The following is a 25,004-nucleotide window of genomic DNA, read 5'->3' as shown; positions in this document are numbered from 1 at the left end:
GCCTCAGTCCGCGTACTGCCCAGCCGCCTTGATCACCGGCCCAAAGCGCGCCACCTCCGCCTGCACGAACTTCTTGTGCTCCGCCGGTTCCACGCGCTTGTCGTGCACCACCACCGCACCCAGCCCTTCTTCCTTCTTGATGAACTCCGGGTCCTTCAGGGCGATCTTGAGCGCGTCGTTGATCTTCTTGAGCACCGGCGCCGGCGTGCCCTTGGGGGCATACAGGCCGTGCCAGATGGTGACCTGGAAGCCCTTGAGGCCGGACTCGTCCAGCGTGGGGATGTCCTTGAGGGCCGGCGTGGTCAGGCGCTTGACCGTGGTCACGCCGTAGGGGATGACTTTTTTCCCCTCGATCTGGCTGGTGGTGTTGGTGGTCTGGTCGCAGAGGATGTCGATCTGCCCGCCGATCAGGTCGGCGATGGCCGGCGCCGTGCCCTTGTACGGCACCGCGGTCATGTCGGCCTTCAGCTCGCTCTGGAACAGCAGGCCGCACAGGTGCGATGCGGAGCCGATGCCCGCGTTGCCCAGGTTCACCTTGCCGCCGCTCTTGCCGATCCAATCGCGCAACTCCTTGAAGTTCTTCGCTTCCAGCTGCGGCTTGCCGATGACGGTCATGGGCACATCGTTGATCATGCCCAGGTACTCGAAGTCGGTCTCGTAGTTGTAGGGCAGCTTGCGGTACAGAACCGGCGTGGTGGCCATGGCCACGTGCGTGAGCAGCAGCGTGTAGCCGTCGGCCTTGGCGCGGGCGGCCTTGGCATTGCCGATGGTGCTGCCGGCGCCGGCCGCGTTGTCCACGATGATGCTGACGTCGCCCAGGGGCTTGCGCATCGACTCGGCCAGGTCGCGCGCGACGCGGTCGGTCGGGCCGCCGGCCGCGAAGGGCACGATGATGGTGATGGGCTTGCCGGCCGGGAAGTCCTGGGCTTGCGCCGGCAGGGTGGCGGCGACCGCCGCTGCGGCGACGGCGGTGAATGCGAGCAGTTTCTTCATGGATGTGCCTTGGGCCAAAAAAGCGGAATCTTATCGACTGACCCGCGCCTGACGCCTCGCGAATTTCCCTTGTAAGACTGTGTATCGACGGGCAAATGTCGCAGCAATTCCGTCGGTGTCGGACGACAGGCGGGGCGCACCCCTGTCCCGACCATCGGGCCCATCTGCACTGACATGAAGGAGATGGGCCATGGCAAGTTCAAACCCGGGCGGCGGTGGCGCGAGGGCCGCGCTGGTGCGCAAGCACGCCGCGATCCAGCGCCGGCAGGACGCGCGTGACCGCGCCGCGCCCGCCGCGAAGAAAAGCAGCAAGGCCGTGCAGGCCGGGCCACGGGTGCAACCCAGCCGCCTGCCGCCGGACAAGCTCAGGAAGCCCGGCGGCGAGGCCGGCATGAAGCTGCAGCCGCGCTACCTGGCGCCGGACTACCAGGGTAGCGGCAAGCTCGAAGGCATGGCGGCGCTGGTGACCGGCGGCGATTCGGGCATCGGCCGCGCCGTCGCCGTGCTGTTCGCGCGTGAGGGCGCGGATGTGGCAGTCGTCTATCTCAGCGAGAAGGCCGATGCCGAGCAGACCCGCGCCGCCGTCGAGGCGGAAGGAAAGCGCTGCGTGCTGATTGCGGGCGACGTGCGGCGCAGCGCCTTCTGCGAGCGCGCGGTGCAGAAGGCGCTGAAGGCCTTCGGCAAGCTCGACGTGCTGGTCAACAACGCAGCCTTCCAGATGCATGCCAGCAGCATCGAGGACCTTTCCGACGAGCGGATCGACCTCACGCTGCAGACCAACATCGGCGGCTACATGCGCATGGCGCGGGCGGCCGTGCCGCACCTGAAGAACGGCAGTTCGATCATCAATACCGGCTCGGTCACCGGCCTGGCCGGCAGCGCCAAGCTGCTCGACTATTCCGCCACCAAGGGCGCGATACATGCCTTCACCAAGGCGCTGGCGCAGAACCTCATCGACAAGGGCATCCGCGTCAACGCCGTGGCGCCGGGGCCGGTGTGGACGCCGCTGAACCCGGCCGACAAGGAGGCCGGCGATGTGAAGAAGTTCGGCCACGACACGGTGTTCAAGCGCGTGGCGCAGCCGGAGGAGTTGTCGCCGGCCTATGTGTTCCTCGCCTCGCCGGTGTGCGCGAGCTACATCACGGGGATCGTTTTGCCGGTGACGGGGGAGGTGGGCGGCATTTAGGATGACCGTCCACTTTCTTCAAACGGAGACCGAGCGCATGACGAGCAGCACCGAGACGCACTTCGACCTCACCGCCAACGACGGCCACGCCATCGAGGCACATCGCTGGCAGGGCAGCGGCGCGCCGCGCGCCGTGGTGCAGCTGGCCCATGGCATGGGCGAGCATTCGCTGCGCTATCGCGCGCTGGCCGATGCGCTCACGCAGGCCGGCTGCGTGGTCTATGCGAACGAGCATCGCGGCCATGGCAAGTCGGCGCAGGCGCTCGGCGAACTGGGCGAGTTCGGCCCGCGCGGCTTCGACGGCCTGGTGGACGACATGGCGCAGCTCAGCCGCCATGCCCGCGCCGCGCATGCGGGCCTGCCGCTGATCCTCATCGGCCACAGCATGGGCTCCTTCGCCACGCAGTACTACCTGGTGAAGCACAGCGACCTGCTCGCGGGCGCGGTGCTCTCCGGCACGGCCGCGCTGGACCTGCTGGGCGCCGCGCTGCAAAGCGGCTTCAGGCTGGAGGACATGAACGCCGCCCTGCCCGACGTGCGCACGCCCTTCGACTGGCTGAGCCGCGACCCGGCCCAGGTCGATGCCTACATCGCCGATCCGCTGTGCGGCTTCACGGTCACGGCCGAGGGCATGGGCTCGATGTTCGCGGGCCTGGCCGAGCTGGCGCCGGCGGCGATGCAGTCGCGCATCCCGGCGGACCTGCCGGTGTACCTGTTCACCGGCGACCAGGACCCGGTCAGCAACAAGGCGCAATGGTTCTATCCGCTGGTCGAGCGCTATCGCGAAGCGGGCCTGCGTGACGTGTCCTGTCACGTGTTCGGCGGCGCGCGCCACGAGACGCTCAACGAAACCAATCGCGAGGAGGTGTTTGCCGTCCTCCTCGCCTGGATCGCGCGCGTGGTCGGCGCGCGCTGACCTTCGTCGACTACTTCAGCGCGTCGAAGAGACGGCGCGCGGCGGCATGGCAGAACGGCGGCTCGTAGGTCCCGTGGTAGGAGCCGTAGTAGGTCGCGAAGGCGGCGGAGGTCGGGTCCTGGGGGGCGGCGCCGTTGGTGCCGTAGGTCGCCTGGATCTGTGCATCGACGTCGACCGAAGTCACCGTCGTCACGCCGCGTGCGTCGAAGTCGGCCTTCATCGGGATCTGGTGCACGGCTGGCGGCACGGTCGGGTCGCCGGCGCCGCCGCAGAGCAGGGTGCGCGCGCGCGGGCTCCAGCCGAACAGGTCGTTCCTCTTCGCAGCGAGGTAGTACGTGTTGTTCGAATTGGTTTGCGCGTCCGCCAGGAAGGCCGGCTGGAACATCAGGTCACGCACTTGCGCAGGCGATTCGCCATTGGCGCCGGGCAGCGCGCCGGAGGTCACCAGGGTGGTGTAGTTGAGCGTCGCGCTCGGCAGCAGGCCCTCGATGTAGCTGTCGTAGGGCGCCTTGAAGGCATCGCTCGGCTTGGCATAGAGGTCGCCGTAGATCTTCTGGTAGGCCGTGACCTGGAAGGGCACGAAGAACTGGTAGCCCAGCGGAGCGATGCCGAGCTTGGTCGCGCCCGAGAGGTTGTACGGGCCGGCCAGGTGCGCGCCGGCGACCACGTTGAATTCGAACGGGTAGTCGCGCTCGGCCGAGCGGTGCGCCGCCATGGACGAATGGCCGCCCTGCGAATAGCCGGTGAACATGATCTTGCCGGACAGGGCGCCCTGCAGGTTGGTGACGGCGGTGCGCGCCGCGCGGATGGAGTCGAGCACCGAGCGCGCTTCGGAGTCGGCATGCAGGTAGGGATGGAACGGGTACTGCGACTTCGCAAAGCCGAGGTAGTCGGTGGCCACGACCGCATAGCCTTGCGCGGCGTACATGGCGGTGAGGAGTTGGGTCTCCGGGTCGGCGGGGTTGGCCAGCGTGCGCGGCTTCTGCACGTCGGTGCCCTTGGCATAGGCCACCAGCGGCACGATGTTGCCGGCGCAGCTGCCCGCGGGCATCAGCAGCACGCCCGATGCGTTGGTGGCTTCGCCCTTCGCGCCGAGCGTGGTGTAGTTGAGCGCGACCACGCTGACATCGCACAGCGCCGGGCCGCTCAGGGCCTGCAGGCCGCTGGCCTTGGTGCCGGCGTCGATCTGGGCCTTGGTGAGCGTCGTCACGGGGGCCTGCGGCTCCACCAGCTTGCCGGTGCTGACCGTCGTAATGCCGACCGGCGGGATCGCGAGGCTGGGGCCGCTGTCGCCGCCGCCACAAGCCGTCAACAGGGTCGCCGCGGCGGCCACGCTCCACACATGCAAATACTTCATCGATTTCTCCGACGTGATGTTGTAGTGAGGGAGACGCTGACGTGATCAGAGTCTCCTTTGCGGCCGGACTGCGAGCCTCCCGGCGCGCATGCGAACCCTACCTCAGCCTGGGGAAATCGCTTCGCGGGATTGCCCTCAGGTCCGCTGAACGGTGGTCACGGCTACTCCAGGACGATCCGGGGGAAATAGAAGGAGACCACCCAGTTGGGCACGTCGACGATCGAGCTGATGCGCAGGTCGGCGCACACGCTGCAGAGCATGTAGGCGTCGATGGGTTCGTAGCCGTAGCGCTTGCTGAGCAGCTCGACCATCTCGGACACCGCCATGCGCGCGCCGGCCATGAGGTCGGGCCCGATGCCGGTCGTGACCTCGTAGCCCTTCTTGTCGAAATGGTCGGTGACCGGGCCGCGCGTGACGTAGCGCGGCATGCGCAGGTTGGCGCCCTTGACCAGCTCGAACTTGAGCGCCACGTCGATCGGACTCTCGATGGCGGTGCCGCAGACCTCGCCGTCGCCCTGCGCCGCGTGCGTGTCGCCGACCGAGAAGATCGCGCCTTCGACCTCGATGGGCAGGTACAGCTCGCAGCCTTCCGCGATGTCGCGCGCGTCCATGTTGCCGCCGACGTTGCGCGGCGGAATGATGCTGTGCAGGCCGGGCTCCGCGGGCGCGACGCCGATGGTGCCCGTGAAGGGCCGCAGCGGCACGCGGCCGCCGGGGCCGTACATCGCGGGCGTCAGTGCGGGGTCGTAGTGCCAGTGGTGCAGGCGCGCGTTCGGGAACTGGTCGGTGAGCAGGCCGAAGCCGGGGATGTTGCCGGTCCAGCCCCACCCGGAAGGCCTCAATGAAAGCACCGTGACCTTGAGCGCATCGCCCGGCTGGGCGCCATCGATGCAGACCGGGCCGGTGACCGGGTTGACGCGGCCGAGATCGAGTTTTTCCAGATCGGCAGCGGTCGATGTCTTGATCAACTGGCCCGAGGATGCGTCGAGCGTCTCGAATTCGATGCTGTCGCCCGGTGCGATCGTCAGGGCTGGCTTGAAAGCGTTGTTCCAGCCGTGGTGGATGTGGTCCTTGTGGATCGAATGGAGCGTGTGGCCGGCGTGTGCGCTCATGGTGTCGCTCTCGTCAGACGGCGACGGTGAGCGCACCGTCGATCACGAGGTTGGTGCCGGAGATGCGGCTCGCGGCCGGGCTGGAAATGAAGACCACGCCCTTGGCCACTTCGTCCGGCCTGCCGAACTTGCCGGTGGGGTTGACCTTGAGCGTGGACGCGTAGAGATCGGGCATGTTCTTCTCGATGGTCTGCCAGATGCCGCCGTCGAAATAGGTGTTGCCCGGCGACACGCAGTTGACGCGGATGCCCTTGGCGACGAGCTGGCGGCTGAGGCCCTTGGCATAGTGGATCAGCGCCGCCTTCATCGCGCCGTAGGAGCCGGCGGCGAAGTCCACCTCGAAACCGGAGACGCTGGAGATCAGCACGATCGATGCGCTGTCGGACTTTTCGAGGAAGGGCACCGCGGCGGTCACGGCGTTGACCGTGTGCATCATGTCGGTCCGGAAGGACTTCTCCCAGGTCTCCGCGCTGTCGCCCACGGCCAGTGCGCTGACGTTGCAGACCAGCGCATCGATTCCGCCCAGCTCCCCGCCGGCGGCGGTGATCCATGCGCTCAGGGCCGTCGCATCGGCCACGTCGAGCGCCTTGCCGAAAGCGTCGACCCCCTTGGCCTTGAGGCTGGCAACTGTTGCCTGCACCTCCTCCGCCTTGCGCGCGCACACCGACACATGCGACCCCTCGTCCGCGAAGCATTCGGCGATGGCCCGACCGATGCCCCGGCTGCCGCCGGTGATGACGGCGCGCTTGCCCTTGAGTCCGAGATCCATGAGCGCTCTCCTGTTGAGGAGAGCGAATTCTGAGGGCGCGACGATGGGAAGTAAACGCCGCAGGTCAGGGTGTCACGGACTCGTGGCACTTCGACGGCTGTGTTGTCGATCGACGCTCGTCGGCATGCGGACTTGACCGTACGCGAAGGACGCGAAGAAGCGCGAAGGACGCGAAAAATTCAAAAGAAAATTTCTGGTTTTCTTTCGCGTCCTTCGCGGAACCTTCGCGTCCTTCGCGTACGGCCAAGTCCGATCCCGCATTCATCCAGCCGCATCAACGACGAGCCTTCAATCAGCCGTGAGCGGTGCGCGCCAGGAAGCGCGTGCAAGCCGCATGGAAGAAGTCGGCGCCCACATGCGCGCGCTGGGCATCGCGTTCCGCGTCGAGCTGGCGAGCGAGCGTGTGGGATGGCGCGTCGTCGATGAGCCGGCGCGTGTCGCGCACGGCGGCGGCCGACGCGCTGCCCAGGCGTTGCGCGACGGCCTGCGCCTGCTCGGCAAGGGCTGTGTCGTCCACGCACCGCCAGATCAGGCCCCACTGCTCGGCTTGCGCGGCCTCGATGCGGTCGCCCAGCAGCGCAATGCCGAGTGCGCGGCTGCGGCCGAGCAGGCGGGACAGCATCCAGGTGGCGCCGAGGTCCGGCACCGCGCCGAGTTGCGGCACCTGCGGCACGAGGAAGTAGGCCGAGCGTGCCGCGATCACGATGTCGGCCGCGAGTGCGATGCCGACCGCGCCGCCGACGCACGGCCCGTTCACCGCGCAGACCACGGGCACGCGGCAGCCGGCGATGGCCAGCGTCAGCGGATTGCCTTCACGCTCCATGTAGCCCGCGATCTCCGACTGCGCATGTTCGCGCCCGCCCGCAAGCACTTCGCCGAACCAGCCGATGTCGCCGCCCGCGGAGAACGCGCGACCCGTGCCGGTCAGCACGATGGCGCGCGTGGCTTCGTCCTCGGCGCTCGCCCGCAAGGCGGCTGCCAGGTCGATGATGAGCTCCGGGCTCAAGGCATTGAGTGCCTGCGGCCGGTCAAGCGTGAGCGTGGCGACGCCGTCTTGCAGCGTGGTGTGGACCTGGGCAGCCATGCGCCTAGAACCCGGTCAAGCCGCCGCTGCACACCAGCGTGTGGCCGCTCACGTAGTCCGACTCGGGGATGCACAGCATGTACACCGCGCCCGCCGCTTCCTCGGGCGTGCCGCCGCGGCCCAGTGGAATGGTCTGCTCCATCATCGCCATGAGGCCCGGGTTCACGCCGACCTTGATCTCGCGCCCGTCGATGTTGGCCGTGCCCGCTTCCGCCGCATTGCCGGTGAGCCGCGTCTTGATCAGCCCGTAGGCCACGCTGTTGACGGTGACGTTCATGCGGCCCCATTCCTTGGCCAGCGTCTGCGTCATGCCGACCACCCCGGCCTTGGCGGCCGAATAGTTGGCTTGCCCCGCGTTGCCGAACAGCCCCGCCATCGACGAGATGTTGACCACCTTGCGCACCACGCGCCGGCCGGCTTCGGTGTCGGCCTTGCTCAGTGCGCGGATCACCGGCTGCACCGCGCGCAGGATGCGGAAGGGCGCGGTGAGATGGCAGTCGATCATCGCGTACCACTGCTCGTCGGTCATCTTCTGGACCACGTTGTCCCAGGTGTAGCCGGCGTTGTTGATGACGATGTCCAGGCCCTTGAACTCGCTGACGGCCGTGCCGACGAAGCGTTCGGCGAAGTCGGATGCGGTGACGTTGCCGGCGCAGGCCACGGCCTCGCCCCCGATGTCCTTGATCGCCTGCACCGCCTCATTGGCCGGTTCCGCGTCGAGGTCGTTGACGACGATGCGCGCGCCCTCGCCGGCGAGCTTGAGCGCGATCGCGCGGCCGATGCCGCGGCCCGAGCCAGTGATGAGGGCGACCTTGCCTTCGAGCTTGCGTGTGGTCATGTGTTGTGTTTCGTTGTGGGGTTCAGGGGAGAGCGACGATGGCCTCGCCCGCGATCCTGGTCTGGCCGAACTGGTTGGCGCTGTGCACCTCGATGCGCACGCAGCGCTCGCCGTGGTAGTCGTCGAGCTTCTCGACCACGCGCCCGCTGCATCGCATCGCATTGCCCAGGTGCGTGATGCCCTGGAAGCGCGCCTCGAACTTGCGCAGCCGGCTTTGCGGCGCCCAGCCCGTGACGACGCGGCCCAGCCAGGCCATGCCCAGCATCCCTTGCGCGAACACGTCGGGCATGCCCGAGCGACGCGCGAAGTCGGTGTCGATGTGAATCGGGTTGTGGTCGCCGGAGGCGCCGGCGAAGAGGGCCAGCGCGGTGCGGTTGACGGGTGGCAGTTGCACGACGGGAAGTTCATCGCCGACTTGCACGGTGTCGAAGGTGAGTGAGGTCATGGGAGTCCTTGTGGAAATCGGGAGCGGACAGCCGAACGCAAAGGTCGCGAAGGTTTCGCAAAGGTCGCAAAAGGACTTCCAAGATCTTTTGGTTTTCTTTCGCGTCCTTCGCGGAACCTTCGCGTCCTCTGCGTACGGTTCCCGCATTCAGTTCCTGCAAACGATCACGGTGCGCAGCTCCGCCACCAGTTCATCGCGTTGATTGGTGGCGCGCGAAGTCTTCACGACGAATTCAAGCGCGCCGTTCTTCTTGTCGTAGATGTCGTCGATGGTCGAGCGCACGGTGACCACGTCGCCGACGCAGGCCGCCCGGTGGTAGCTGAAGCCCTGCTCGCCATGCAGCAGCTTGGCCAGCGGGATCTGCAGGTCGGCGAGCAACTGGTTGGAGGCGCCGGAGTCGAGTTCGGCCGCGAAGAGGAAGGTGGGTGGCGCGGGCAGATCCGGGTAGCCCGCTGCGCGCGCGGCATCGGCATCGGTGTAGACGGGGTCGGTCTCGCCGATGGCCTTGGCGAAGAACTGCAGGCGGCTGCGTTCGATCGGCAGCACCGATGCGCCGAGTTGGTGGCCGATCCATTTCTTGTCGATCATGTCAGTTGCTCCTCTGTGTTACGTGGACTTGGAACGAGGATGGTGGGCGTGGGCCGAGGACACCGGGCACGCCGCGTCGTGCGACCCGATCCACCACTGGCCACAAAAGCTTCGGTCAGCAAACGTCGAAAGCATTGGCGCTCGTGCATGTCGGCTCGACTTTCAAACGCGTTCATAGAGGGTGACAACACAGGCGCCGCCGAGACCGAGGTTGTGTTGCAGCGCGAGCCGCGCGCCTTCCACCTGGCGCTTGTCTGCGGTGCCGCGCAGTTGCTGGACCAGCTCGGTGCACTGCGCGAGACCGGTGGCGCCCAGCGGATGGCCCTTGCTCAACAGGCCGCCGGAAGGATTCGTGACCACCTTGCCGCCATAGCTGTTGTCGCCGTCGCAGATGAACTGTTCTGCGCCGCCGACAGGGCACAGGCCCAGCGCCTCGTAGCTCAGCAGTTCGTTGTGCGCGAAGCAGTCGTGCAGCTCCACCACGTCGACATCGGCGGGGCCGATACCCGCGGCTTCATAGACCTGCTGCGCCGCGGCCTGCGCCATGCCGAAGCCGACCACCTCGCGCATGTCGCGCGCCTCGAAGCTGATCGGCTTGTCGGTCGTCATGGCCTGCGCCTTGATGCGCACGCTGCGATTCAGGCCATGGCGCTGCGCGAAGTCGGCCGAGCAGACGATGGCCGCAGCCGCGCCGCAGGTGGGCGGGCAGGCCATGAGCCGCGTCATCACGCCCGGCCACATCACCGGCGTGTTCAGCACCTCTTCTTCCGTCACCACGTTGCGGAACAGCGCGAGCGGGTTGTTGGCCGCATGGCGGCTGGCCTTGGCGCGCACCTTCGCGAAGGTGGAAAGCTTCGTTCCGTACTGCTTCATGTGTGCCAGGCCGGCGCCGCCGAAGTAGCGCAGCGCCAGCGGCACCTCGCGCTCGTCGACGAGTTCGTCGGTCGCCTTGTCGAAGCGCTCGAAGGGCGTGGGACGGTCCTTGAAGACGGCGCCCAATGCGCCCGGCATCATTTGCTCGAAGCCCAGCGCCAGCACGCACTCGGCCGCGCCGCTGGCCACCGCCTGCCGCGCGAGGAACAGCGCGGTCGAGCCGGTGGAGCAGTTGTTGTTGACGTTGACGATCGGGATGCCGCTCATGCCGACTTCGTAGAGCGCGGCCTGTCCTGCAGTCGAGTCTGCATACACATAACCGACATAGGCCTGCTGCACCAGCTCATAGCCGATGCCGGCGTCGGCCAGCGCCAGCCGCGTGGCCTTGGCCGCCATCTGCGGATAGGGCTCGCTCGCGCCCGGCTTGGTGAAGGGGATCATGCCGACACCGGCGACAAATACATCCTGGGTCATGGATAGCTCCTGAAAAATGGGTTCATGCCACGGCGCGTTCGCGTCCTGCCCAGAAGGGTTCTCGCAGCTTGACTTTCAACACCTTGCCCGCCCCCGACAGCGGCAGCGCCTCGGCGAAGTCCACGCTGCGCGGGCACTTGTAGCCGGCGATCAGCGCCTTGCAATGCGCGATCAACGCCTCGCATTCCACTTCCTGTTGCGGCTTGCGCACCACCACCGCATGCACCGCCTCGCCCCATTCCTCGCTCGGGATGCCGATCACCGCGCAGGCCGCGACGGCGGGATGCTGCGCGATCGCGTTCTCGACCTCGGCCGAGTAGACGTTCTCGCCGCCGCTGATGATCATGTCCTTGAGCCGGTCGGCGATGAAGATGAAACCGTCCGCGTCCATCCGGGCGCCGTCGCCGGTGTGCATCCAGCCGTCGCGCAGCGCGGCTGCGGTGAGCTCCGGTTTGTTCCAGTAGCCCTGCATCACGTTGGGCCCGCGCACCACCACTTCGCCGACCGTGCCGAGCGGCACTTCCTCGCCGAACGGGTCGACGATGCGCACCTCCGTGCAGTGGCTGGCGCGCCCGGCAGAGCGCAGCTTGCCGAGATGGCGCGCCTCGGGTGTGTGGTACCAGGCCGGGTTGACCGTGGCCACCGGCGACAGCTCGGTCATGCCATAGGCCTGCGTGAATTCCACGCCCGGCAGCGCGGCCATCGCGCGTTCCAGCACCGCCTCGGAAATCGGCGAGGCGCCATAGGCGATGCCCTTTAACGACGACAGGTCACGCGGCTTCTGCATCGCCGGGTGGTCGACCAGCATCTGGATCATCGTCGGCACCATCAGCGTGTGCGTGACGCGGTCGCGCTCGATGGTGTCGAGCACCTGCTCGGGGTTGAACATCGGGATGATCGTGTGCGTGTTGCCCTCGATCCAGTGCGGCGTCGCGATGCCCATGTCGGCCAGGTGGAACATCGGCGCGGCGTGCAGGTAGGTGCCGCCGGGCGAGGCCAGGCCTTCCGCGCGCAGGGCCAGCCCGGAGCTGCACAGGTTGGTGTGGCTCAGCATCACGCCCTTGGGGAAGCCGGTGGTGCCGCCGGTGTAGAAGATGCCGGCCAGGTCTTCGCCGCGGCGCACTGCGTCGGGCACCGGCGTGGCTTCGCGCAGCAGGTCTTCATAGCCGAGCATGCCGGCGGGCGCCTCGCCGTCGCCGCAATGGATCACCGCGCGCAGCGTGGCGGCATCGCGGCGGAAGGGCTCGACCAGCGGCGCGAAGGTCGCGTCGACCAGCAGGATGATCGAGCCCGAGTCGTTCAGCGAATAGAGGATCTCGGGCGCCGACCAGCGGATGTTGCAGGGGTTGAGCACGCCGCCGCCCCAAGGCACGGCCATCTGGTATTCGAGGTAGCGGTCGGAGTTGAGCGACAGCATCGCCACGCGATCGCCGGGCTGCATGCCCAGTTGCTGCAATGCGCCCGCGAGCCGCGCGACACGGTCGGCGAATTCGCGGAAGGTGCGCTGACGGCCGGCGAAGCGAACGGCGACGCGGTCGGGGTGCTGCTGCACGGCGCGGTGCAGTCCCTGGGTGAAGTACATGGTGCTTGTCTCCTCGGGCCTTCGGGAAATCCGCGGCCTGCTTGTTGGTGCCCCATGGTAGAAATCTGCGGCCTCGCGGACGATTGCGGTTTGCGTCGATCCGATGGCAAAAGGCCCCAATCCGACTGACCTCCGATGCTGCGCCCGCCCGTCACGATCCCGATCGCTTTCGTACAAGGCATGGTGTCCGGCGTGCAGGCGCGCGGCCTGGCGAGCGACCCCTTGCTGGCGGAGGCGGGCATTGCGCCGGCGCTGCTGCAGGAGCCCGGCGCGCGCGTGACGGCCGACCAGTACCTCACGCTGTTCCAGTTGCTGATGGAGCGCTTGGACGACGAGTGTCTGGGCTTCCTGTCGCGACCGCTGCGGCGTGGCAGCCTGGCGCTGATGTCGCGTTCGGCGATCAGTGCGACCACGCTGGATGTGGCGATCCGCCGCGTCGCGCGCACCTTCCGGCTGCTGCAGGATGACGTGCGGGTGGAACTGGTGCGCGATGGCGAACTGGCCGGCCTGTCGCTTCGCTTCGACAACCCCGCCGTCGCGCAACCGACCTTCGTGCACGAGCTGCTGCTGCGCATCTTCTGGCGCGTGCTGGCCTGGCTGGTGGGCGGTCAATTGCCCGCCGCGCGCTTCGACTTCGCCTTTCAGAGCCCGCCCTACGCCGGCAGCTACGGCAAGGTGTTTCCGGCGCCGCTGCAGTTCGGCTGCCAGCACTCAGCCTTGTGGTTCGAGGAGCGCTACCTGCGCAGCCCGGTGCGGCGCGACGAGGCCGCGCTGCGCGCCTTCCTGGCCGATGCGCGCACGCAGGTGATCGTGCCCCGGCGCGGCGACGACCCGCTCGCCGCGCGCGTGCGAAGCCACCTGCAACAGGCGCAACCCGGCTGGCCCGACCTGCTGGCCACGGCCGAGGCGCTGCACATGTCGGGCTCCACGCTGCAGCGGCGCCTGGCGGGCGAAGGGACGACCTTCCAGTCGCTGAAGGACGAGCTGCGGCGCGACACCGCCATCGTGCGGCTGAACACCAGCGCGGTGCCGCTGGCGACGCTCGCCTTCGAGCTGGGCTTCGCCGACAGCGCGGCCTTCCAGCGCGCGTTCAAGGGATGGACCGGCAGCGCGCCGGGGGCGTATCGGCGCGGCGGGGCGTGATCCTTGCTATGGGCTCGACATGCACACGCGAACCCGTCCGCACCTGGTCCTGTTCGACATCGACGGCGTGCTGTGCCGGTACGACCGTGCGGTGTTCCAGGCTGCGCTGGGCGCATTGACCGGCCACACCGCCGAGTTCGTGCGCGAGGCAGTCTGGGGCTCGGGGCTGGAGACACGTTCTGATCGCGGTGAAGTCGATGCGCAGGCGTATCTGCGGGAGATGTCCGAGCGCCTGGGGCACCTCGTGACGCGCGACGATTGGCTGGCTGCGCGCCGCGCGGGCATGGCGCCCGATGCGCGCGTTCTGGCGTTGGTCGGACGCGTGAAGCAGCACTGCGCGATCGCGGGGCTCACGAACAATTCGGCGATGCTGGCGGAGCACATGGGAACGCTGTGCCCGGAGATCGGGCAGCAGCTCCAGGGGCGCATCGTCACGTCGGCGATGGTGGGTGCCACCAAGCCGGATGCCGCGGCCTACCTGCGCAGCATCGAGCGCTTCGATGTGCAGCCCGGCAGCGTGCTCTTCATCGACGATGTCGCGGCCAATGTCGAAGGCGCGGTCAGGGCCGGCCTGCAGGCCTTCCTGTTCGTGGATGCGGAGCGGCTGGAGCAGGAACTGGAGGGCCATGGGTTGCTGTGACGGGCCGAATGCCCGGCGGAGGACTCGCGATGCACCGATGAATGGAGATCCAGGTATTGGCGATCGTTGGTCATGACGAAGTACCGCTGGCGGCGTGATCGCGGCCGCGAGACAATCGAAGCGGTCACGAGTTGAGGGCAGTGTCTGGCCACCCGGAACGATCGCTGCGGCGGCCGTGGTCCATGCCTGCATGACTTTGGAGCGAACTGAAAAATGAGCGACAAGGACCTGGACTTCCATCAACCGATCACGCTGCGCGACGGCCGGCCGGCACTGATTCGTGTCATGCACCCGGGCGACAAGGAGCGGCTGCAGACTGCGTTCGCGAAACTGGACCCGCAGTCGATCTATACCCGCTTCTTCGCGATGCGCAGTGAACTGCCGGAGCGGGCCTTCGAACGCATTGCCGCGATCGACTTCGTGAACCTGGCCGGCTTGGTCGTGACGATCGGAAGCGATGCTGACGAGACCGTCATCGGCAGTGCCTCGTACGTCGGCCACACCGACAGCGATGGTGCGAAGGTGGCCGAGGTGGCGTTCACGATCGAGGAGGACTTCCAGGGCCAGGGCCTGGCGAGTCAACTGCTGGCCGCGCTGGTCACGCTGGCGCGGCGCCATGGCCTGATGCGCCTCGAAGCCGAAGTGCTGGGAAGCAATGCGCCGATGCTGGCGGTGTTCCAGCGAAGCGGGTTGCCGCTGCGCCGGCGCAGGGACGGCGGTGTGATCCATCTCGATCTCGATCTCGCGGCGCCGGCGGGCTGAACGCGCACCGGAGGCGGATCTGCACTTCGATATCCGGGGTGCAGACTCAAGGAACGCCGAATGCGCTTATTGGTTTCGCAAGCCGGTGAGACGCATAGTTGCGTGCGCGATCAAAACATGATGTGCACCGATCGCGCACTCCGCTTCGCCTCGCCATGAAAGACGGCCTCGATGTTGTTGCCATCCGGGTCAAGCACGAAGGCCGCGTAGTAGCCCGGATGGTAGGCACGCTCGCCGGGCGCGCCGTTGTCCTTGCCGCCATGGGCGAGTGCCGCTTTGTAGAACGCGTCCACCATGGCCCGGTCCTGAGCCTGAAAGGCCAGGTGATGGCGTCCGGTCAGGGCGCCTTGCGCTGCCTGGCTTTCACTCGTCGAGACGAACAGCTCGTCGGCCCAGAAGAAGCCTTCGCCCGTGCCGCCGATGGGAATGTCCAGGACCGCGAGGATCGCCGTGTAGAAGGCCTGCGAAGCGGGGAGGTCCCGCACGACCAGCTGGATGTGATCGATCAGACGGCCGCGATGAAGTTCTTGCGTTTCCATGGGTGCAACTCCTTCTGAAAACACGGCTTCGCCCGTTGCAAGTTCCGGGCGTCGCCGAGGGACTCGACTGCGCCGGCACATGCGACGCGGCCGGGGATCCTGACCGTCCGACGCGCCGATGTCATCCGGCAAGCGCGGCCCCCCATTTCATCGATAGCTGCGCGCGTCCTCGATCACCTTGCCATCGTTCGGCAGGCTGCCCGCCGGCACGCAGACCACTTCGCTGCGCAACTTGGTCACATCGCGCACCGCGTCGGCAATGCGCTCGCACAGGCCCGCGGTTTCAGGCGCCTCGACCTTCAGCGTCATGCGGTCCTGCGCCATCTCGCCTTCTACGACGAGGCGTGCGCGGACGATTTCGGCAAAACGCTTTGTCACCTCGGCCACCTGCCCGGGGTGTACGAACATGCCGCGCACTTTTGTAGTCTGGTCGGCCCGGCCGAGCCAGCCCTTGATGCGGGTGTTCGTCCGGCCGGTCGGGCATGGCCCGGCCAACACCGCCGACAGGTCGCCGGTGCCGAAGCGCACCAGCGGATAGTCGCGATTGAAAGTGGTCACCACGACTTCGCCCACCTCGCCGTCCGGCACCGGGTCACCCGTGCCGGGCCGCACGATCTCCAGCAGCACGCCTTCATCGAGCACCAGGCCTTCATGCGCGCGGGTCTCGTAGGCGATGAGACCCAAGTCCGCGGTCGCGTAGCTTTGCACGGCGCCGATGCCGCGCTCGGCCAGCCAGTCGCGCAGGCTGGGCGGGAAGGCTTCGCCGGAGACCATCGCCTTGGTCACGCTGGGCAGCTTGATGTCGAGCGACTCGGCCTTCTCGACCAGGATCTTCAGGAAGCTCGGCGTGCCGACATAGCCGTCGGGCTTCAGCTCGATCATCGCTTCGAGCTGCTGCTCAGTCTGGCCAGTGCCGCCGGGGAACACGGTGCAACCCAATGCATGCGCGCCGTTCTCGAGGATCGCGCCGGCCGGGGTCATGTGGTAGCTGAAGCTGTTGTGGATCAGCTCGCCGCTACGAAAGCCCGCCGCGTACAACGAGCGCGCGGTGCGCCAGTAGTCGATGGCCGTGCCCTCGGGCTCGTAGATGGTGCCGGGGCTTGCGAACACGCGCCGCATGGCCGGGCCGCGCACGATGGCGCTGAAGCCGCCAAGCGGGTCTGTCGCGCGCTGCGCCTTCTGGCGTTCCAGCAACTCCGACTTGCGCGTGACCGGCAGCTTGGCCAATGCCTCGCGGCTGCGCACCGCGTTCGCATCCACGTCCTTCAGGATCTGCGCGAAGGCCGGCGCCGCGGACTGCGCATGCGCCACCTGCCGGGGCAGGGCCATGAGCAGGTCGGCCTCGCGTTGCGCGGGGTCGCGCAGTTCCAGTGCGTCGTAGAAATCCGTCATGCCAGCCACCGTTTCCTGCGCTTGTAGCTCTTCACGTCGCGGAAGCTCTTGCGCTCCGCGCCGCCGACGCCGAGGTAGAACTCCTTGACATCCTCATTGTTCGCCAGGTCGCCGGCCTTGCCGTCCATCACGATGCGGCCGCTTTCCAGGATGTAGCCGTAGTCGGCGTAGCGCAGAGCCATGTTGGTGTTCTGCTCGGCGAGCAGGAAGGTCACGCGCTCCTTGTCGTTCAGGTCCTTCACGATGCCGAAGACCTCGTCGACGATCTGCGGCGCGAGGCCCATCGACGGCTCGTCGAGCAGCACCATGCTCGGGTTGGCCATCAGTGCGCGGCCGATGGCGCACATCTGCTGCTCGCCACCGGAGGTGTACGCGGCCTGCGACGTGCGCCGCGTCTTCAGCCGCGGGAAGTAGGCGTAGACCTTCTCCAGCGTCGCCGCGATCGCGGCCTTGCCGTCGCTGCGCGTGTAGGCGCCGGTCATGAGGTTCTCCTCGATGGTGAGGTGCGCGAAGCAGTGCCGCCCCTCCATCACCTGCACCAGCCCGCGCCGCACCAGCTCGGCCGGCGTGAGCGCCTCGATGCGCTCGCCGCGCAGCTCGATCGTGCCCTTGGTCACCGCGCCACGCTCGCCGGCGAGCAGGTTGCTCACGGCGCGCAGCGTGGTCGTCTTGCCCGCGCCGTTGCCGCCGAGCAGCGCCACGATGCCGCCCTCGGGCACCGTGAGCGACACGCCCTTGAGCACGAGGATCACGTGGTTGTAGATGACCTCGATGCCGTTGACATCGAGCAGGGGCTTGGCCGGCTGCATGGAGGACTTCAGCTGCAGCTGCGCGGCTTGACGTTCTTGTCCTTGGCGTACTTGGCGGCGTATTCCTTGATCATGGGATCGATATGCGTCTTGTCCGACTGGTACCAGTCCGACTTGATCTCCCACTTGGAGCCGTTCCACTGCGCGATGCGCGCCCAGTCGTTGCCCATGTGGTTGGTGCAGGAGGTCTTCACCGGCCGCATGATCTCGCCGAAGCCCAGCGCCTTGAGCTTGTCCGTCGTGAGGTCGAGGTTCTCGAAGCCCCAGCGGACCTGTTCCGGCGTGAGCGACTTGCCCTTGCCGAACTTGTCTTGCGCGGCGCGAATGGCCTCCACCTGCAGCATCGAGATCATCAACCCGCGCGTGTACGCAATCGACGCGGCGTCCGACGCCGAGCCGGTGCCCTGGCCCTTGTCGTAGACGTACTTCTTCAGCTCGTCCTGAACCTTGTCCTTGGCCGCGCTGTTGTGCAGCGTGATGGCGTTGTAGCCCTTGGCGCCATCGCCGATGTCCTTCACATCGCTCTCGGAGCCGGCCCACCAGATCGCATAGATCTTGTCGCGCGGAAAGCCGCTGGCCTGCGCCTCGCGAATGCCGGCAGGCACCATGACGCCGGCCGCCCAGAAGAGCACGTAGTCAGGCTTGGCCTGGCGGATCTGAAGCCAGGTCGACTTCTGCTCGACACCGGGTGGCGTCACGGGCAGCAGCGACAACTCGAAGCCTTCCGCCTCCGCGCGCTTCTGCAGCAGCGGGATCGGCTCCTTGCCATACGGCGAGTCGTGGTACACGAGCGCGATCTTCTTGCCCTTCAGGCTGCCTTTTTCCTTCTTCGCGATGTCTTGCAGCATCACGTCGGCGGCCGTCCAGTAGGTGCCGAGCAGCGGGAAGTTCCACTCGAACACCGTGCCGTCGACAGACTGCGACAAGCCATAGCCCGGCGTCTCCACCGTCACCTTGTCGACGAAGGCCTTGTCAGTCACCGCGAAGGTGATGCCGGTCGATTGCGTGTCGAAGCCGGAGGCGCCCGTGCCCTTGCCCTTGAGGCGCTCGTAGCACTCCACGCCCTTGGCCGCGTCGTAGGCTGTCTCGCATTCCTCGTACGTGAGCTTCACGCCGTTGACGCCGCCGTCGCGCGCGTTGACGAGCTTCAGGTAGTCCTGCTTGCCATCCGCCCATGGGATGCCCAGCGGCGCGAACTGGCCGGTGCGGTAGACCAGCAGCGGGATGAACTGCTCGGCCGCCTGCGCCTGCGCGAGCGTGCTGGCCGTGACCATCGACAGCCCGGCAACGGTGAGCGCTGCGGCGCGGGCGAGAGTGCTGAAATGCATGTCTTGTCTCCTTGGATTGAACGCTGAACTTTTTGCGGGTGAAAAACTAGTGCGGGAAGGGCCAGAGGCGCAGCTTCTGCCGTGCGGTCGACCACAGGCGCGCGAGGCCATGCGGCTCGACGATCAGGAAGAACACGATCAGGGCGCCGAAGATCATGTGCTCCAGGTGCGACGCGGTGCCCGTGGAAATCGACAGCCCCAGCCAGTGCGGCACGTAGTTGAGAAACAGCGGCAGCAGCACGACGAAGCCCGCGCCGAAGAAGCTGCCGGCAATGGAGCCCAGCCCGCCGATGATGATCATGAACAGCAGCTGCAGCGACTTGTCGATGCTGAAGGCCGACGGCTCCCACGCACCGAGATGCACGAAGCCCCACAGCGCACCGGCCACGCCCACGATGAAGCTGCTCACCGCGAAGGCCGAGAGCTTGGCGTACACCGGCCGGATGCCGATGACGGCCGCCGCCACGTCCATGTCGCGCATCGCCATCCACTCGCGGCCGATCGCGCCGCGCACCAGGTTCTTGGCCAGCAGTCCGAAGACGACTACCAGCGTGAGGCACAGCAGGTACTTGTGCATCGGCGTGCTGAACTCGAAGCCGAGCATCTGCAGCGTGCGCACGCTGACCGAGCCGGAGGACGAATCGTTGGTGACCCACTTCACGCGGTTGGTGAACCAGTCGACGAAGAACTGCGCGGCCAGCGTTGCCACCGCAAGGTAGAGCCCTCGAATGCGCAGGCTCGGAATGCCGAACAACACGCCGAACACCGTCGCGCACAAGCCACCGCCGACGAGCGCGACCAGCAATGGCATGCCATCGAAGCGCACCTGCAGGTTGTAGGCCGCGTACGCGCCCACCGCCATGAAGGCGCCGGTACCCAGCGAGATCTGCCCGCAATAGCCGACCAGGATGTTGAGCCCGATGGCGGCCAGCGAGAGGATCAGGAACGGAATGAAGATCGCGCGGAAGGCGTAGTCGCTCGCGACCATCGGCAGCGCGATGAAGGCGATGGCCGCGAGCACCAGCATCGCCCAGCGATCCTGCGCGACCGGGAACAGCGCGAGGTCGGCGCGGTAGCTGCTCTTGAATTGGCCGTTTTCCCGATAGAACATCGCGTGGTTTCCTTCAGACCCGGTCGATGATCTTGTCACCGAACAAACCCTGCGGTCGCACCAGCAAGACGGCCAGCGCGAGCACGTAGGCAAACCAGTTCTCGATGCCGCCGCCAAGGTAGGGGCCGAGGTAGATCTCCGACAGTTTCTCGCCCACGCCGATGATCAGTCCGCCCAGAATCGCGCCCGGCACCGAGGTCAGCCCACCGAGGATCACCACCGGAAAGGCCTTCAGCGCCACCAGCGAGATGGAGTACTGCACGCCCAGCTTGCTGCCCCAGATCACGCCCGCGACAAGTGCGACAAAGCCGCCGATCGACCAGACGATGACCCAGATGCGCGCCAGCGGAATGCCGATCGATTGCGCGGCCTGGTGGTCATCGGCCACTGCTCGCAAAGCACGGCCGGTGGCGGTCTTCTGGAAGAACAGCGTGAGCATCGTCACCAGCGCCGCCGCGAGCACCGCAGCATAGAGGTCTTCCTTGCTCAGCAGCAGGCCGCCTTCGAACACGTTCTCCAGCACGAGCATCGGGTCCTTCGGCATGCCGATGTCGATCTTGTAGGTGGCGCTGCCGAAGAGAAGCTGGCCGGCGCTGTCGAGGATGTTCGCGATGCCCAGCGTGGCCATGAGCAACGTGATGCCCTCCTGGTTGACGAGGTGCCGCAGCGCGAGCCGTTCGATCAACCAGGCCACGACGACCATGCACAGCGCCGCGACGATGAAGGCCAGCAGGTTCGCGAGCAACGCGCTCTGGAACCCGAACCATTGCGGAAGCCACTCGGCAAAGCGTGCCATCGCCAGCGCCGCGAAGAGCACCATCGCGCCCTGCGCGAAGTTGAAGACGCCCGAGGCCTTGAAGATCAGCACGAAGCCCAGTGCGACCAGCGCATAAAGCATCCCGGCCATGAGGCCGCCGAACAGGGTTTCGAGGAAGAAGCCCACGTCAGTGGCCGCCTGCCGGATGGGACTTGGATGGGGGCGTGTGCCGAGGACACCGGGTATCTCCCTCCGCGAATGTCCCCCGGCCTGCGGCCTCCTCCTTTATTTCGCTGCGGGAGACACCCGATGCCCTCGGCACAGGGCAAGCCGCGTCGTGCCGGCCGATCGACCGCTGCGCGTCTGGATCACGTCGATGGTGTGCTCTGCGCAGCGAAATAAAGGAGGAGGCCGAAGGCCGGGGGACATTCGCGGAGCAGAGTACGCCGTCGGCGTGATCCCGCCCCAGCCCCTGCGTCGGCACCCGATCCGCTGTCCGGGACAGCAACGAACGTCGCGCGCGTGAAGGTCGTTTCATGTCAGTGTTCCGTCCCGAGGTAGGCCCGGATCACTTCCGGATTGGCCCGCACTTCATCCGGCGTGCCGTCGCCGATCTTCTTGCCGTAGTCCAGCACTACCACGCGGTCCGAGATGTCCATCACCACGCCCATGTCGTGCTCGATCAGCACGATGGTCGCGCCGAACTCGTCGTTCACGTCGAGGATGAAGCGGCTCATGTCCTGCTTCTCTTCCACGTTCATGCCGGCCATCGGCTCGTCCAGCAGCAGCACCTGCGGCTCCATCGCCAGCGCGCGGCCGAGGTCGACGCGCTTCTGCAGGCCGTAGGGCAGGCGGCCGACGGGCGTCTTGCGGTGCGCCTGGATTTCCAGGAAGTCGATGATGTGCTCGACGAACTCGCGATGCTGCAGTTCCTCGCGCTCCGCCGGCCCCCAACGCAAAGCCTGCGCGAGCAGCCCGCATTTCATCTTGAGGTTGCGCCCGGACATGATGTTGTCGAGCACGCTCATGCCCTTGAACAGCGCCAGGTTCTGGAAGGTCCGCGCCACGCCCATCTCGGCCACCTGGCGCGAGTTCATGTGCTTGAAGGTCTTGCCGCGAAAGGTGATGCTGCCGTGCTGCGGCTGGTACACGCCGTTGATGCAGTTGAGCATCGAGCTCTTGCCCGCGCCGTTCGGCCCGATGATGGCCCGCACCTCGTGCTCGCGCACGTCGAAGCTGATGTCCGTCAGCGCCTTCACGCCGCCGAAGCCGAGGCTGATGTTCTGGACGTCGAGGATGACGTCGCCGGTCTTCCTAGCCATGGACGGGCTCCAGGAATGCGGACTTGACCGTACGCGAAGGACGCGAAGATACGCGAAGGACGCGAAAGAAAACCAAAGAAGCTTCGAAGAAATTTCCCTGGAAGTTCTTTCGCGTCCTTCGCGAAACCTTCGCGTCCTCTGCGTCCGGAAGTTCGTGTTTCATGCAGCCTCCCTCACAGCCGCATACCGCTTCGCCTCGACGATCTTCAACGTCGCGTTGACAACGCCCGTGCGTCCATCCTCGAACTTCACTTGCGTCTCGATGAACTGCTCCGTCCTGCCGCCATACAGCGCGTCGACCAGCACCGCGTACTTCTCCGCCACGAAGCCGCGCCGCACCTTGCGTGTGCGGGTCATCTCGTCGTCGTCCGGGTCCAGTTCCTTGTGCAGCACCATGAAGCGCGCGACCTGCGTGTCGGCCATGCCTTCCTCGGCGGCGAGGTCGGCGTTGACCTTGGCGATGCAGTCGGCCACCAGCGCCAGCACCTCGGGCTTGCAGGCCAAGTCGACGTAGCCGCCATACGGCAGCCCGCGCCGTTCGGCCCAGTTGCCCACCGCTTCGAAGTCGATGTTGATGAAGGCACAGACCTCGTCGCGCCCGTTGCCGAAGCACACGGCTTCCTTGATCTGCGGGAAGAACTTCAGCTTGTTCTCGATGTAGTTGGGCGCAAAGATCGCGCCGGCCTTCATGCGTCCGACATCCTTCGCGCGGTCGATGATGCGCAGGTGGCCCTCGGCATCCAGCACGCCCGCATCGCCGGTGTGGAAGTAGCCGTCGGCGTCCAGCACCTCGGCCGTCGCGTCGGGCCGCTTGTAGTACTCCTTGAGCACCGACACGCCGCGCACCAGCACCTCGCCGTTGTCGGCGATGCGCAGTTCCATGCCCGGCGCGGCGGTGCCCACGGTCTGCAGCTTCACCTTTCCGTCCTGCTGCAGGCAGACATAGGCGCAGGTCTCGGTCTGGCCGTAGAACTGCTTCAGGTTCACGCCGATCGAGCGATAGAAGCGAAACAGGTCCGGCCCGATCGCCGCGCCGGCCGTGTAGGCCACGCGGATGCGGCTCATGCCCAGCACGTTGCGCAGCGGCCCGTAGACCACCGCGTTGCCGATGCCGTACATGAAGCGGTCACCGAACCCGACCGGCGCGCCGTTGAGGATGTCGGCGCCCACGCGCTGCGCCAGCGCCATGAACTTCGCATACAGCCAGCGCTTGGGCGCGGCCGCGTCTTCCATGCGGATCGACACGGCCGTGAGCAGACCTTCGAAGGTGCGTGGCGGGCCGAAGTAGTAGCTCGGCCCGATCTCGCGCATGTCGTTCATCACCGTCTCGGCCGACTCGGGGCAGTTGAGCGTGAAGCCGCCCACCAGCCACTGCGCGACGGAGAAGAGATGGTCGCCGACCCAGGCCATCGGCAGGTAGCTCATGATGTTGTCGCCGGGGCCGAGCCTGTCGGTGACCACGCCGCCATGGCCCGCCGCGATGAAGCTCGCGTGCGTCTGGCACACGCCCTTGGGCCGGCCGGTGGTGCCGGAGGTGTAGAGGATCACCGCCACGTCGGTGGCCACGCCGCTTGCCACGGCCGCATCGAAGTAGCCGCCGTTCGCGGCGTCGAAGGCGCGGCCCAGTTCGCGCAGCCGCTCGTAGCCGATCACGCCCGGCTGGTCGTAGTGGCGCAGGCCCTTGGGGTCGTCGTAGACGATGTGGCGCAGGCCCTGGTAGCCGCCTGCACCCTGCAGCTCGCGGCACTCCAGCAGCTTGTCGACCTGCTCCTGGTCTTCCGCGATGACGAAGTCGATGGCCGCGTCCTGCAGCATGAACACCATCTCGCCGGCCACGGCGTCCTGGTAGAGCGGCACCGGCACGCCGCGCAGGCTTTGCGCCGCCACCACGGCCATGTAGAGATGCGGCCGGTTGGCGCCGACGATGGCCAGGTTGTCGAAGGGCCGGAAGCCCAGGCTCGCCAGCCCGCAGGCGATCTCGCGCACCTCCGTGGCCACGCCGGCCCAGGTCCAGGTCTGCCAGATCCCGAGGTCCTTCTCGCGCACGGCGGGCGCGTCCGACTGCCTTGCCGCATGCGCGGCCAGCAGGCGCGGAAAGGTGTCGGCGGGGAGGGGAGGCAGGGTCACGTTGCGCCGGATCGTAGGCCGCACTTTGACGCCAACTTGTCGTTCGAACGACAATCCTAGGGACACTACTCCCCGGAGTTTCCCGATGAGCGCAGCGCCGACTGCCGGTTCCATCCGCGACCGCGCGCGGCCGGCCACCGCCGACGAACTGGCCAACATCCCCTGGCTGCACACGCTCTCCACCACCGAGCGCAAGCGCGCCGAGGCGGCCATCGCCGTCGCCGAAGCCGATCCCGGCGACCTGGTCTGCCGCATCGGCCGCGCGCCGACCTTCTGGTTCGGCGTGGTCGAGGGCCTGCTCAAGATGAGCAACGACAACGCCGACGGCACCTCCATGACCTACAGCGGCCTGCCGCCGGGCGGCTGGTTCGGCGAGGGCACGGCGCTCAAGCGCGAGCCCTATCGCTACAACATCCAGGCGCTGCGCCGCAGCCTCGTCGCCGGCCTGCCGATCGACGACTTCCACTGGTTGCTGGACCATTCGATCGGCTTCAACCGCTTCGTCATGAATCAGTTGAACGAGCGACTCGGGCAGTTCATCGCGGCGCGCGAGGCCGACCGGCTCAACAACCCCGATACGCGCGTGGCCCGCAACCTGGCGGCGCTGTTCAATCCGGTGCTGTTCCCCGGCGTGGGCGAGCTGCTGCGCATCACGCAGCAGGAACTGGCCTACCTCATCGGCCTGTCGCGCCAGCGCGTGAACCAGGCCCTGCGCACGCTGGAGGCGCAAGGCGCGCTGCGGGTGGAGTACGGAGGTATTCGTGTGCTGGACATGCCGGCATTGCGGGGTGGGAAGGCGGCGAACGGGCGCAGTTCGGTCCAGCCTCTGACCCGATAATCGCGCGCAGCTCACCGAG

The 25,004-nt window shown here is 67.0% G+C and carries 24 protein-coding genes; 6 read left to right on the top strand and 18 right to left on the bottom strand.

Annotated features, from left to right (window positions below; all coding sequences use genetic code 11):
- Positions 1-3: 3 nt before the first annotated feature.
- Entirely contained in the window at positions 4-993 is a 990-nt protein-coding gene (locus tag HB681_RS28365) for a tripartite tricarboxylate transporter substrate-binding protein (RefSeq protein WP_213958225.1), read from the bottom strand.
- 190 nt (positions 994-1,183) lie between these two features.
- On the opposite strand from HB681_RS28365, the gene HB681_RS28360 reads away from it, so the two are divergent.
- Both HB681_RS28360 and HB681_RS28355 read left to right on the top strand, forming a co-directional pair.
- On the top strand, positions 1,184-2,179 hold the full coding sequence (locus HB681_RS28360) for an SDR family oxidoreductase (protein ID WP_213958224.1): 996 nt from the start codon (positions 1,184-1,186) through the stop codon (positions 2,177-2,179).
- 37 nt (positions 2,180-2,216) lie between these two features.
- Complete coding sequence (locus tag HB681_RS28355; protein WP_213958223.1) at positions 2,217-3,095, top strand: alpha/beta fold hydrolase; 879 nt, start codon at positions 2,217-2,219, stop codon at positions 3,093-3,095.
- A gap of 10 nt (positions 3,096-3,105) precedes the next feature.
- Here HB681_RS28355 and HB681_RS28350 read toward each other — a convergent pair whose 3' ends face one another.
- The 9 genes from HB681_RS28350 to HB681_RS28310 all read right to left on the bottom strand — a co-directional run bounded on the left by HB681_RS28350 (position 3,106) and on the right by HB681_RS28310 (position 12,217).
- The gene (locus tag HB681_RS28350; RefSeq protein ID WP_213958222.1) at positions 3,106-4,452 is read right to left on the bottom strand and encodes a lipase family protein; all 1,347 of its coding nucleotides are present in this window, start codon (positions 4,450-4,452) and stop codon (positions 3,106-3,108) included.
- Positions 4,453-4,613: 161 nt separating this feature from the next.
- On the bottom strand, positions 4,614-5,564 hold the full coding sequence (locus tag HB681_RS28345; protein ID WP_213958221.1) for an acetamidase/formamidase family protein: 951 nt from the start codon (positions 5,562-5,564) through the stop codon (positions 4,614-4,616).
- A 13-nt stretch (positions 5,565-5,577) separates the two neighbouring features.
- On the bottom strand, positions 5,578-6,333 hold the full coding sequence (locus HB681_RS28340) for an SDR family oxidoreductase (RefSeq protein WP_213958220.1): 756 nt from the start codon (positions 6,331-6,333) through the stop codon (positions 5,578-5,580).
- A gap of 292 nt (positions 6,334-6,625) precedes the next feature.
- Positions 6,626-7,417 (bottom strand): enoyl-CoA hydratase-related protein, encoded by a 792-nt coding sequence (locus HB681_RS28335; protein WP_213958219.1) that lies wholly within the window; start codon positions 7,415-7,417, stop codon positions 6,626-6,628.
- 4 nt (positions 7,418-7,421) lie between these two features.
- Entirely contained in the window at positions 7,422-8,255 is an 834-nt protein-coding gene (locus HB681_RS28330; RefSeq protein WP_213958218.1) for an SDR family NAD(P)-dependent oxidoreductase, read from the bottom strand.
- Between the two features lie 22 nt (positions 8,256-8,277).
- The gene (locus HB681_RS28325) at positions 8,278-8,700 is read right to left on the bottom strand and encodes a MaoC family dehydratase (RefSeq protein ID WP_213958217.1); all 423 of its coding nucleotides are present in this window, start codon (positions 8,698-8,700) and stop codon (positions 8,278-8,280) included.
- Positions 8,701-8,847: 147 nt separating this feature from the next.
- The gene (locus HB681_RS28320) at positions 8,848-9,288 is read right to left on the bottom strand and encodes a MaoC family dehydratase N-terminal domain-containing protein (protein WP_213958216.1); all 441 of its coding nucleotides are present in this window, start codon (positions 9,286-9,288) and stop codon (positions 8,848-8,850) included.
- A gap of 162 nt (positions 9,289-9,450) precedes the next feature.
- Positions 9,451-10,635, bottom strand: a complete 1,185-nt coding sequence (locus tag HB681_RS28315; protein ID WP_213958215.1) for a lipid-transfer protein — start codon at positions 10,633-10,635, stop codon at positions 9,451-9,453.
- A 22-nt stretch (positions 10,636-10,657) separates the two neighbouring features.
- On the bottom strand, positions 10,658-12,217 hold the full coding sequence (locus HB681_RS28310; RefSeq protein ID WP_213958214.1) for a long-chain-fatty-acid--CoA ligase: 1,560 nt from the start codon (positions 12,215-12,217) through the stop codon (positions 10,658-10,660).
- Positions 12,218-12,352: 135 nt separating this feature from the next.
- Here HB681_RS28310 and HB681_RS28305 point away from each other — a divergent pair, with 135 nt between their 5' ends.
- The 3 genes from HB681_RS28305 to HB681_RS28295 all read left to right on the top strand — a co-directional run bounded on the left by HB681_RS28305 (position 12,353) and on the right by HB681_RS28295 (position 14,762).
- Positions 12,353-13,360 (top strand): AraC family transcriptional regulator, encoded by a 1,008-nt coding sequence (locus HB681_RS28305; RefSeq protein WP_213958213.1) that lies wholly within the window; start codon positions 12,353-12,355, stop codon positions 13,358-13,360.
- A 19-nt stretch (positions 13,361-13,379) separates the two neighbouring features.
- Complete coding sequence (locus HB681_RS28300) at positions 13,380-14,000, top strand: HAD family phosphatase (RefSeq protein ID WP_213958212.1); 621 nt, start codon at positions 13,380-13,382, stop codon at positions 13,998-14,000.
- Positions 14,001-14,213: 213 nt separating this feature from the next.
- Positions 14,214-14,762, top strand: a complete 549-nt coding sequence (locus HB681_RS28295; protein WP_213958211.1) for a GNAT family protein — start codon at positions 14,214-14,216, stop codon at positions 14,760-14,762.
- Between the two features lie 110 nt (positions 14,763-14,872).
- Here the strand turns inward: HB681_RS28295 and HB681_RS28290 are convergent, their stop codons facing one another.
- From HB681_RS28290 to HB681_RS28255, 8 genes are all read right to left on the bottom strand, one after another.
- On the bottom strand, positions 14,873-15,301 hold the full coding sequence (locus tag HB681_RS28290) for a VOC family protein (RefSeq protein WP_213958210.1): 429 nt from the start codon (positions 15,299-15,301) through the stop codon (positions 14,873-14,875).
- A gap of 147 nt (positions 15,302-15,448) precedes the next feature.
- The gene (locus HB681_RS28285) at positions 15,449-16,693 is read right to left on the bottom strand and encodes an AMP-binding protein (RefSeq protein ID WP_213958209.1); all 1,245 of its coding nucleotides are present in this window, start codon (positions 16,691-16,693) and stop codon (positions 15,449-15,451) included.
- The gene (locus HB681_RS28280) at positions 16,690-17,502 is read right to left on the bottom strand and encodes an ABC transporter ATP-binding protein (protein WP_213958208.1); all 813 of its coding nucleotides are present in this window, start codon (positions 17,500-17,502) and stop codon (positions 16,690-16,692) included. The genes HB681_RS28285 and HB681_RS28280 overlap by 4 nt, the downstream gene beginning before the upstream one ends.
- Positions 17,503-17,510: 8 nt before the next feature.
- On the bottom strand, positions 17,511-18,776 hold the full coding sequence (locus HB681_RS28275) for an ABC transporter substrate-binding protein (RefSeq protein ID WP_256354547.1): 1,266 nt from the start codon (positions 18,774-18,776) through the stop codon (positions 17,511-17,513).
- Between the two features lie 100 nt (positions 18,777-18,876).
- Positions 18,877-19,941 (bottom strand): branched-chain amino acid ABC transporter permease, encoded by a 1,065-nt coding sequence (locus HB681_RS28270; protein WP_213958206.1) that lies wholly within the window; start codon positions 19,939-19,941, stop codon positions 18,877-18,879.
- 13 nt (positions 19,942-19,954) lie between these two features.
- On the bottom strand, positions 19,955-20,884 hold the full coding sequence (locus HB681_RS28265; protein WP_213958205.1) for a branched-chain amino acid ABC transporter permease: 930 nt from the start codon (positions 20,882-20,884) through the stop codon (positions 19,955-19,957).
- Positions 20,885-21,237: 353 nt separating this feature from the next.
- The gene (locus HB681_RS28260; protein WP_213958204.1) at positions 21,238-22,020 is read right to left on the bottom strand and encodes an ABC transporter ATP-binding protein; all 783 of its coding nucleotides are present in this window, start codon (positions 22,018-22,020) and stop codon (positions 21,238-21,240) included.
- A gap of 159 nt (positions 22,021-22,179) precedes the next feature.
- Positions 22,180-24,261, bottom strand: a complete 2,082-nt coding sequence (locus HB681_RS28255; protein WP_213958203.1) for an AMP-binding protein — start codon at positions 24,259-24,261, stop codon at positions 22,180-22,182.
- On the opposite strand from HB681_RS28255, the gene HB681_RS28250 reads away from it, so the two are divergent.
- Positions 24,233-24,985 carry a Crp/Fnr family transcriptional regulator gene (locus HB681_RS28250; RefSeq protein WP_213958202.1) on the top strand — a complete coding sequence of 251 codons (753 nt, stop codon included), beginning with the start codon at positions 24,233-24,235 and terminating at the stop codon, positions 24,983-24,985. The two genes, HB681_RS28255 and HB681_RS28250, sit on opposite strands and share 29 nt — an antisense overlap.
- The last annotated feature ends 19 nt before the right edge of the window (positions 24,986-25,004 follow it).

The sequence above is a fragment of the Variovorax sp. dw_954 genome (assembly GCF_018449755.1).
In the GTDB taxonomy this organism is placed as follows: Bacteria; Pseudomonadota; Gammaproteobacteria; order Burkholderiales; family Burkholderiaceae_C; genus Variovorax.
This window is presented reverse-complemented; position numbering and strand designations above follow the sequence as displayed.

Coding starts and splice junctions, on each gene's coding strand:
- HB681_RS28250 (WP_213958202.1), top strand. CDS start 24,233: ATGAGCGCAGCGCCGACTGCCGGTTCCATCCGCGACCGCGCGCGGCCG.
- HB681_RS28315 (WP_213958215.1), bottom strand. CDS start 10,635: ATGACCCAGGATGTATTTGTCGCCGGTGTCGGCATGATCCCCTTCACC.
- HB681_RS28295 (WP_213958211.1), top strand. CDS start 14,214: ATGAGCGACAAGGACCTGGACTTCCATCAACCGATCACGCTGCGCGAC.
- HB681_RS28330 (WP_213958218.1), bottom strand. CDS start 8,255: ATGACCACACGCAAGCTCGAAGGCAAGGTCGCCCTCATCACTGGCTCG.
- HB681_RS28290 (WP_213958210.1), bottom strand. CDS start 15,301: ATGGAAACGCAAGAACTTCATCGCGGCCGTCTGATCGATCACATCCAG.
- HB681_RS28270 (WP_213958206.1), bottom strand. CDS start 19,941: ATGTTCTATCGGGAAAACGGCCAATTCAAGAGCAGCTACCGCGCCGAC.
- HB681_RS28365 (WP_213958225.1), bottom strand. CDS start 993: ATGAAGAAACTGCTCGCATTCACCGCCGTCGCCGCAGCGGCGGTCGCC.
- HB681_RS28280 (WP_213958208.1), bottom strand. CDS start 17,502: ATGCAGCCGGCCAAGCCCCTGCTCGATGTCAACGGCATCGAGGTCATC.
- HB681_RS28360 (WP_213958224.1), top strand. CDS start 1,184: ATGGCAAGTTCAAACCCGGGCGGCGGTGGCGCGAGGGCCGCGCTGGTG.
- HB681_RS28300 (WP_213958212.1), top strand. CDS start 13,380: ATGCACACGCGAACCCGTCCGCACCTGGTCCTGTTCGACATCGACGGC.
- HB681_RS28350 (WP_213958222.1), bottom strand. CDS start 4,452: ATGAAGTATTTGCATGTGTGGAGCGTGGCCGCCGCGGCGACCCTGTTG.
- HB681_RS28305 (WP_213958213.1), top strand. CDS start 12,353: ATGCTGCGCCCGCCCGTCACGATCCCGATCGCTTTCGTACAAGGCATG.
- HB681_RS28310 (WP_213958214.1), bottom strand. CDS start 12,217: ATGTACTTCACCCAGGGACTGCACCGCGCCGTGCAGCAGCACCCCGAC.
- HB681_RS28320 (WP_213958216.1), bottom strand. CDS start 9,288: ATGATCGACAAGAAATGGATCGGCCACCAACTCGGCGCATCGGTGCTG.
- HB681_RS28275 (WP_256354547.1), bottom strand. CDS start 18,776: ATGGTCACGGCCAGCACGCTCGCGCAGGCGCAGGCGGCCGAGCAGTTC.
- HB681_RS28285 (WP_213958209.1), bottom strand. CDS start 16,693: ATGACGGATTTCTACGACGCACTGGAACTGCGCGACCCCGCGCAACGC.
- HB681_RS28260 (WP_213958204.1), bottom strand. CDS start 22,020: ATGGCTAGGAAGACCGGCGACGTCATCCTCGACGTCCAGAACATCAGC.
- HB681_RS28340 (WP_213958220.1), bottom strand. CDS start 6,333: ATGGATCTCGGACTCAAGGGCAAGCGCGCCGTCATCACCGGCGGCAGC.
- HB681_RS28345 (WP_213958221.1), bottom strand. CDS start 5,564: ATGAGCGCACACGCCGGCCACACGCTCCATTCGATCCACAAGGACCAC.
- HB681_RS28255 (WP_213958203.1), bottom strand. CDS start 24,261: ATGGAACCGGCAGTCGGCGCTGCGCTCATCGGGAAACTCCGGGGAGTA.
- HB681_RS28355 (WP_213958223.1), top strand. CDS start 2,217: ATGACGAGCAGCACCGAGACGCACTTCGACCTCACCGCCAACGACGGC.
- HB681_RS28335 (WP_213958219.1), bottom strand. CDS start 7,417: ATGGCTGCCCAGGTCCACACCACGCTGCAAGACGGCGTCGCCACGCTC.
- HB681_RS28325 (WP_213958217.1), bottom strand. CDS start 8,700: ATGACCTCACTCACCTTCGACACCGTGCAAGTCGGCGATGAACTTCCC.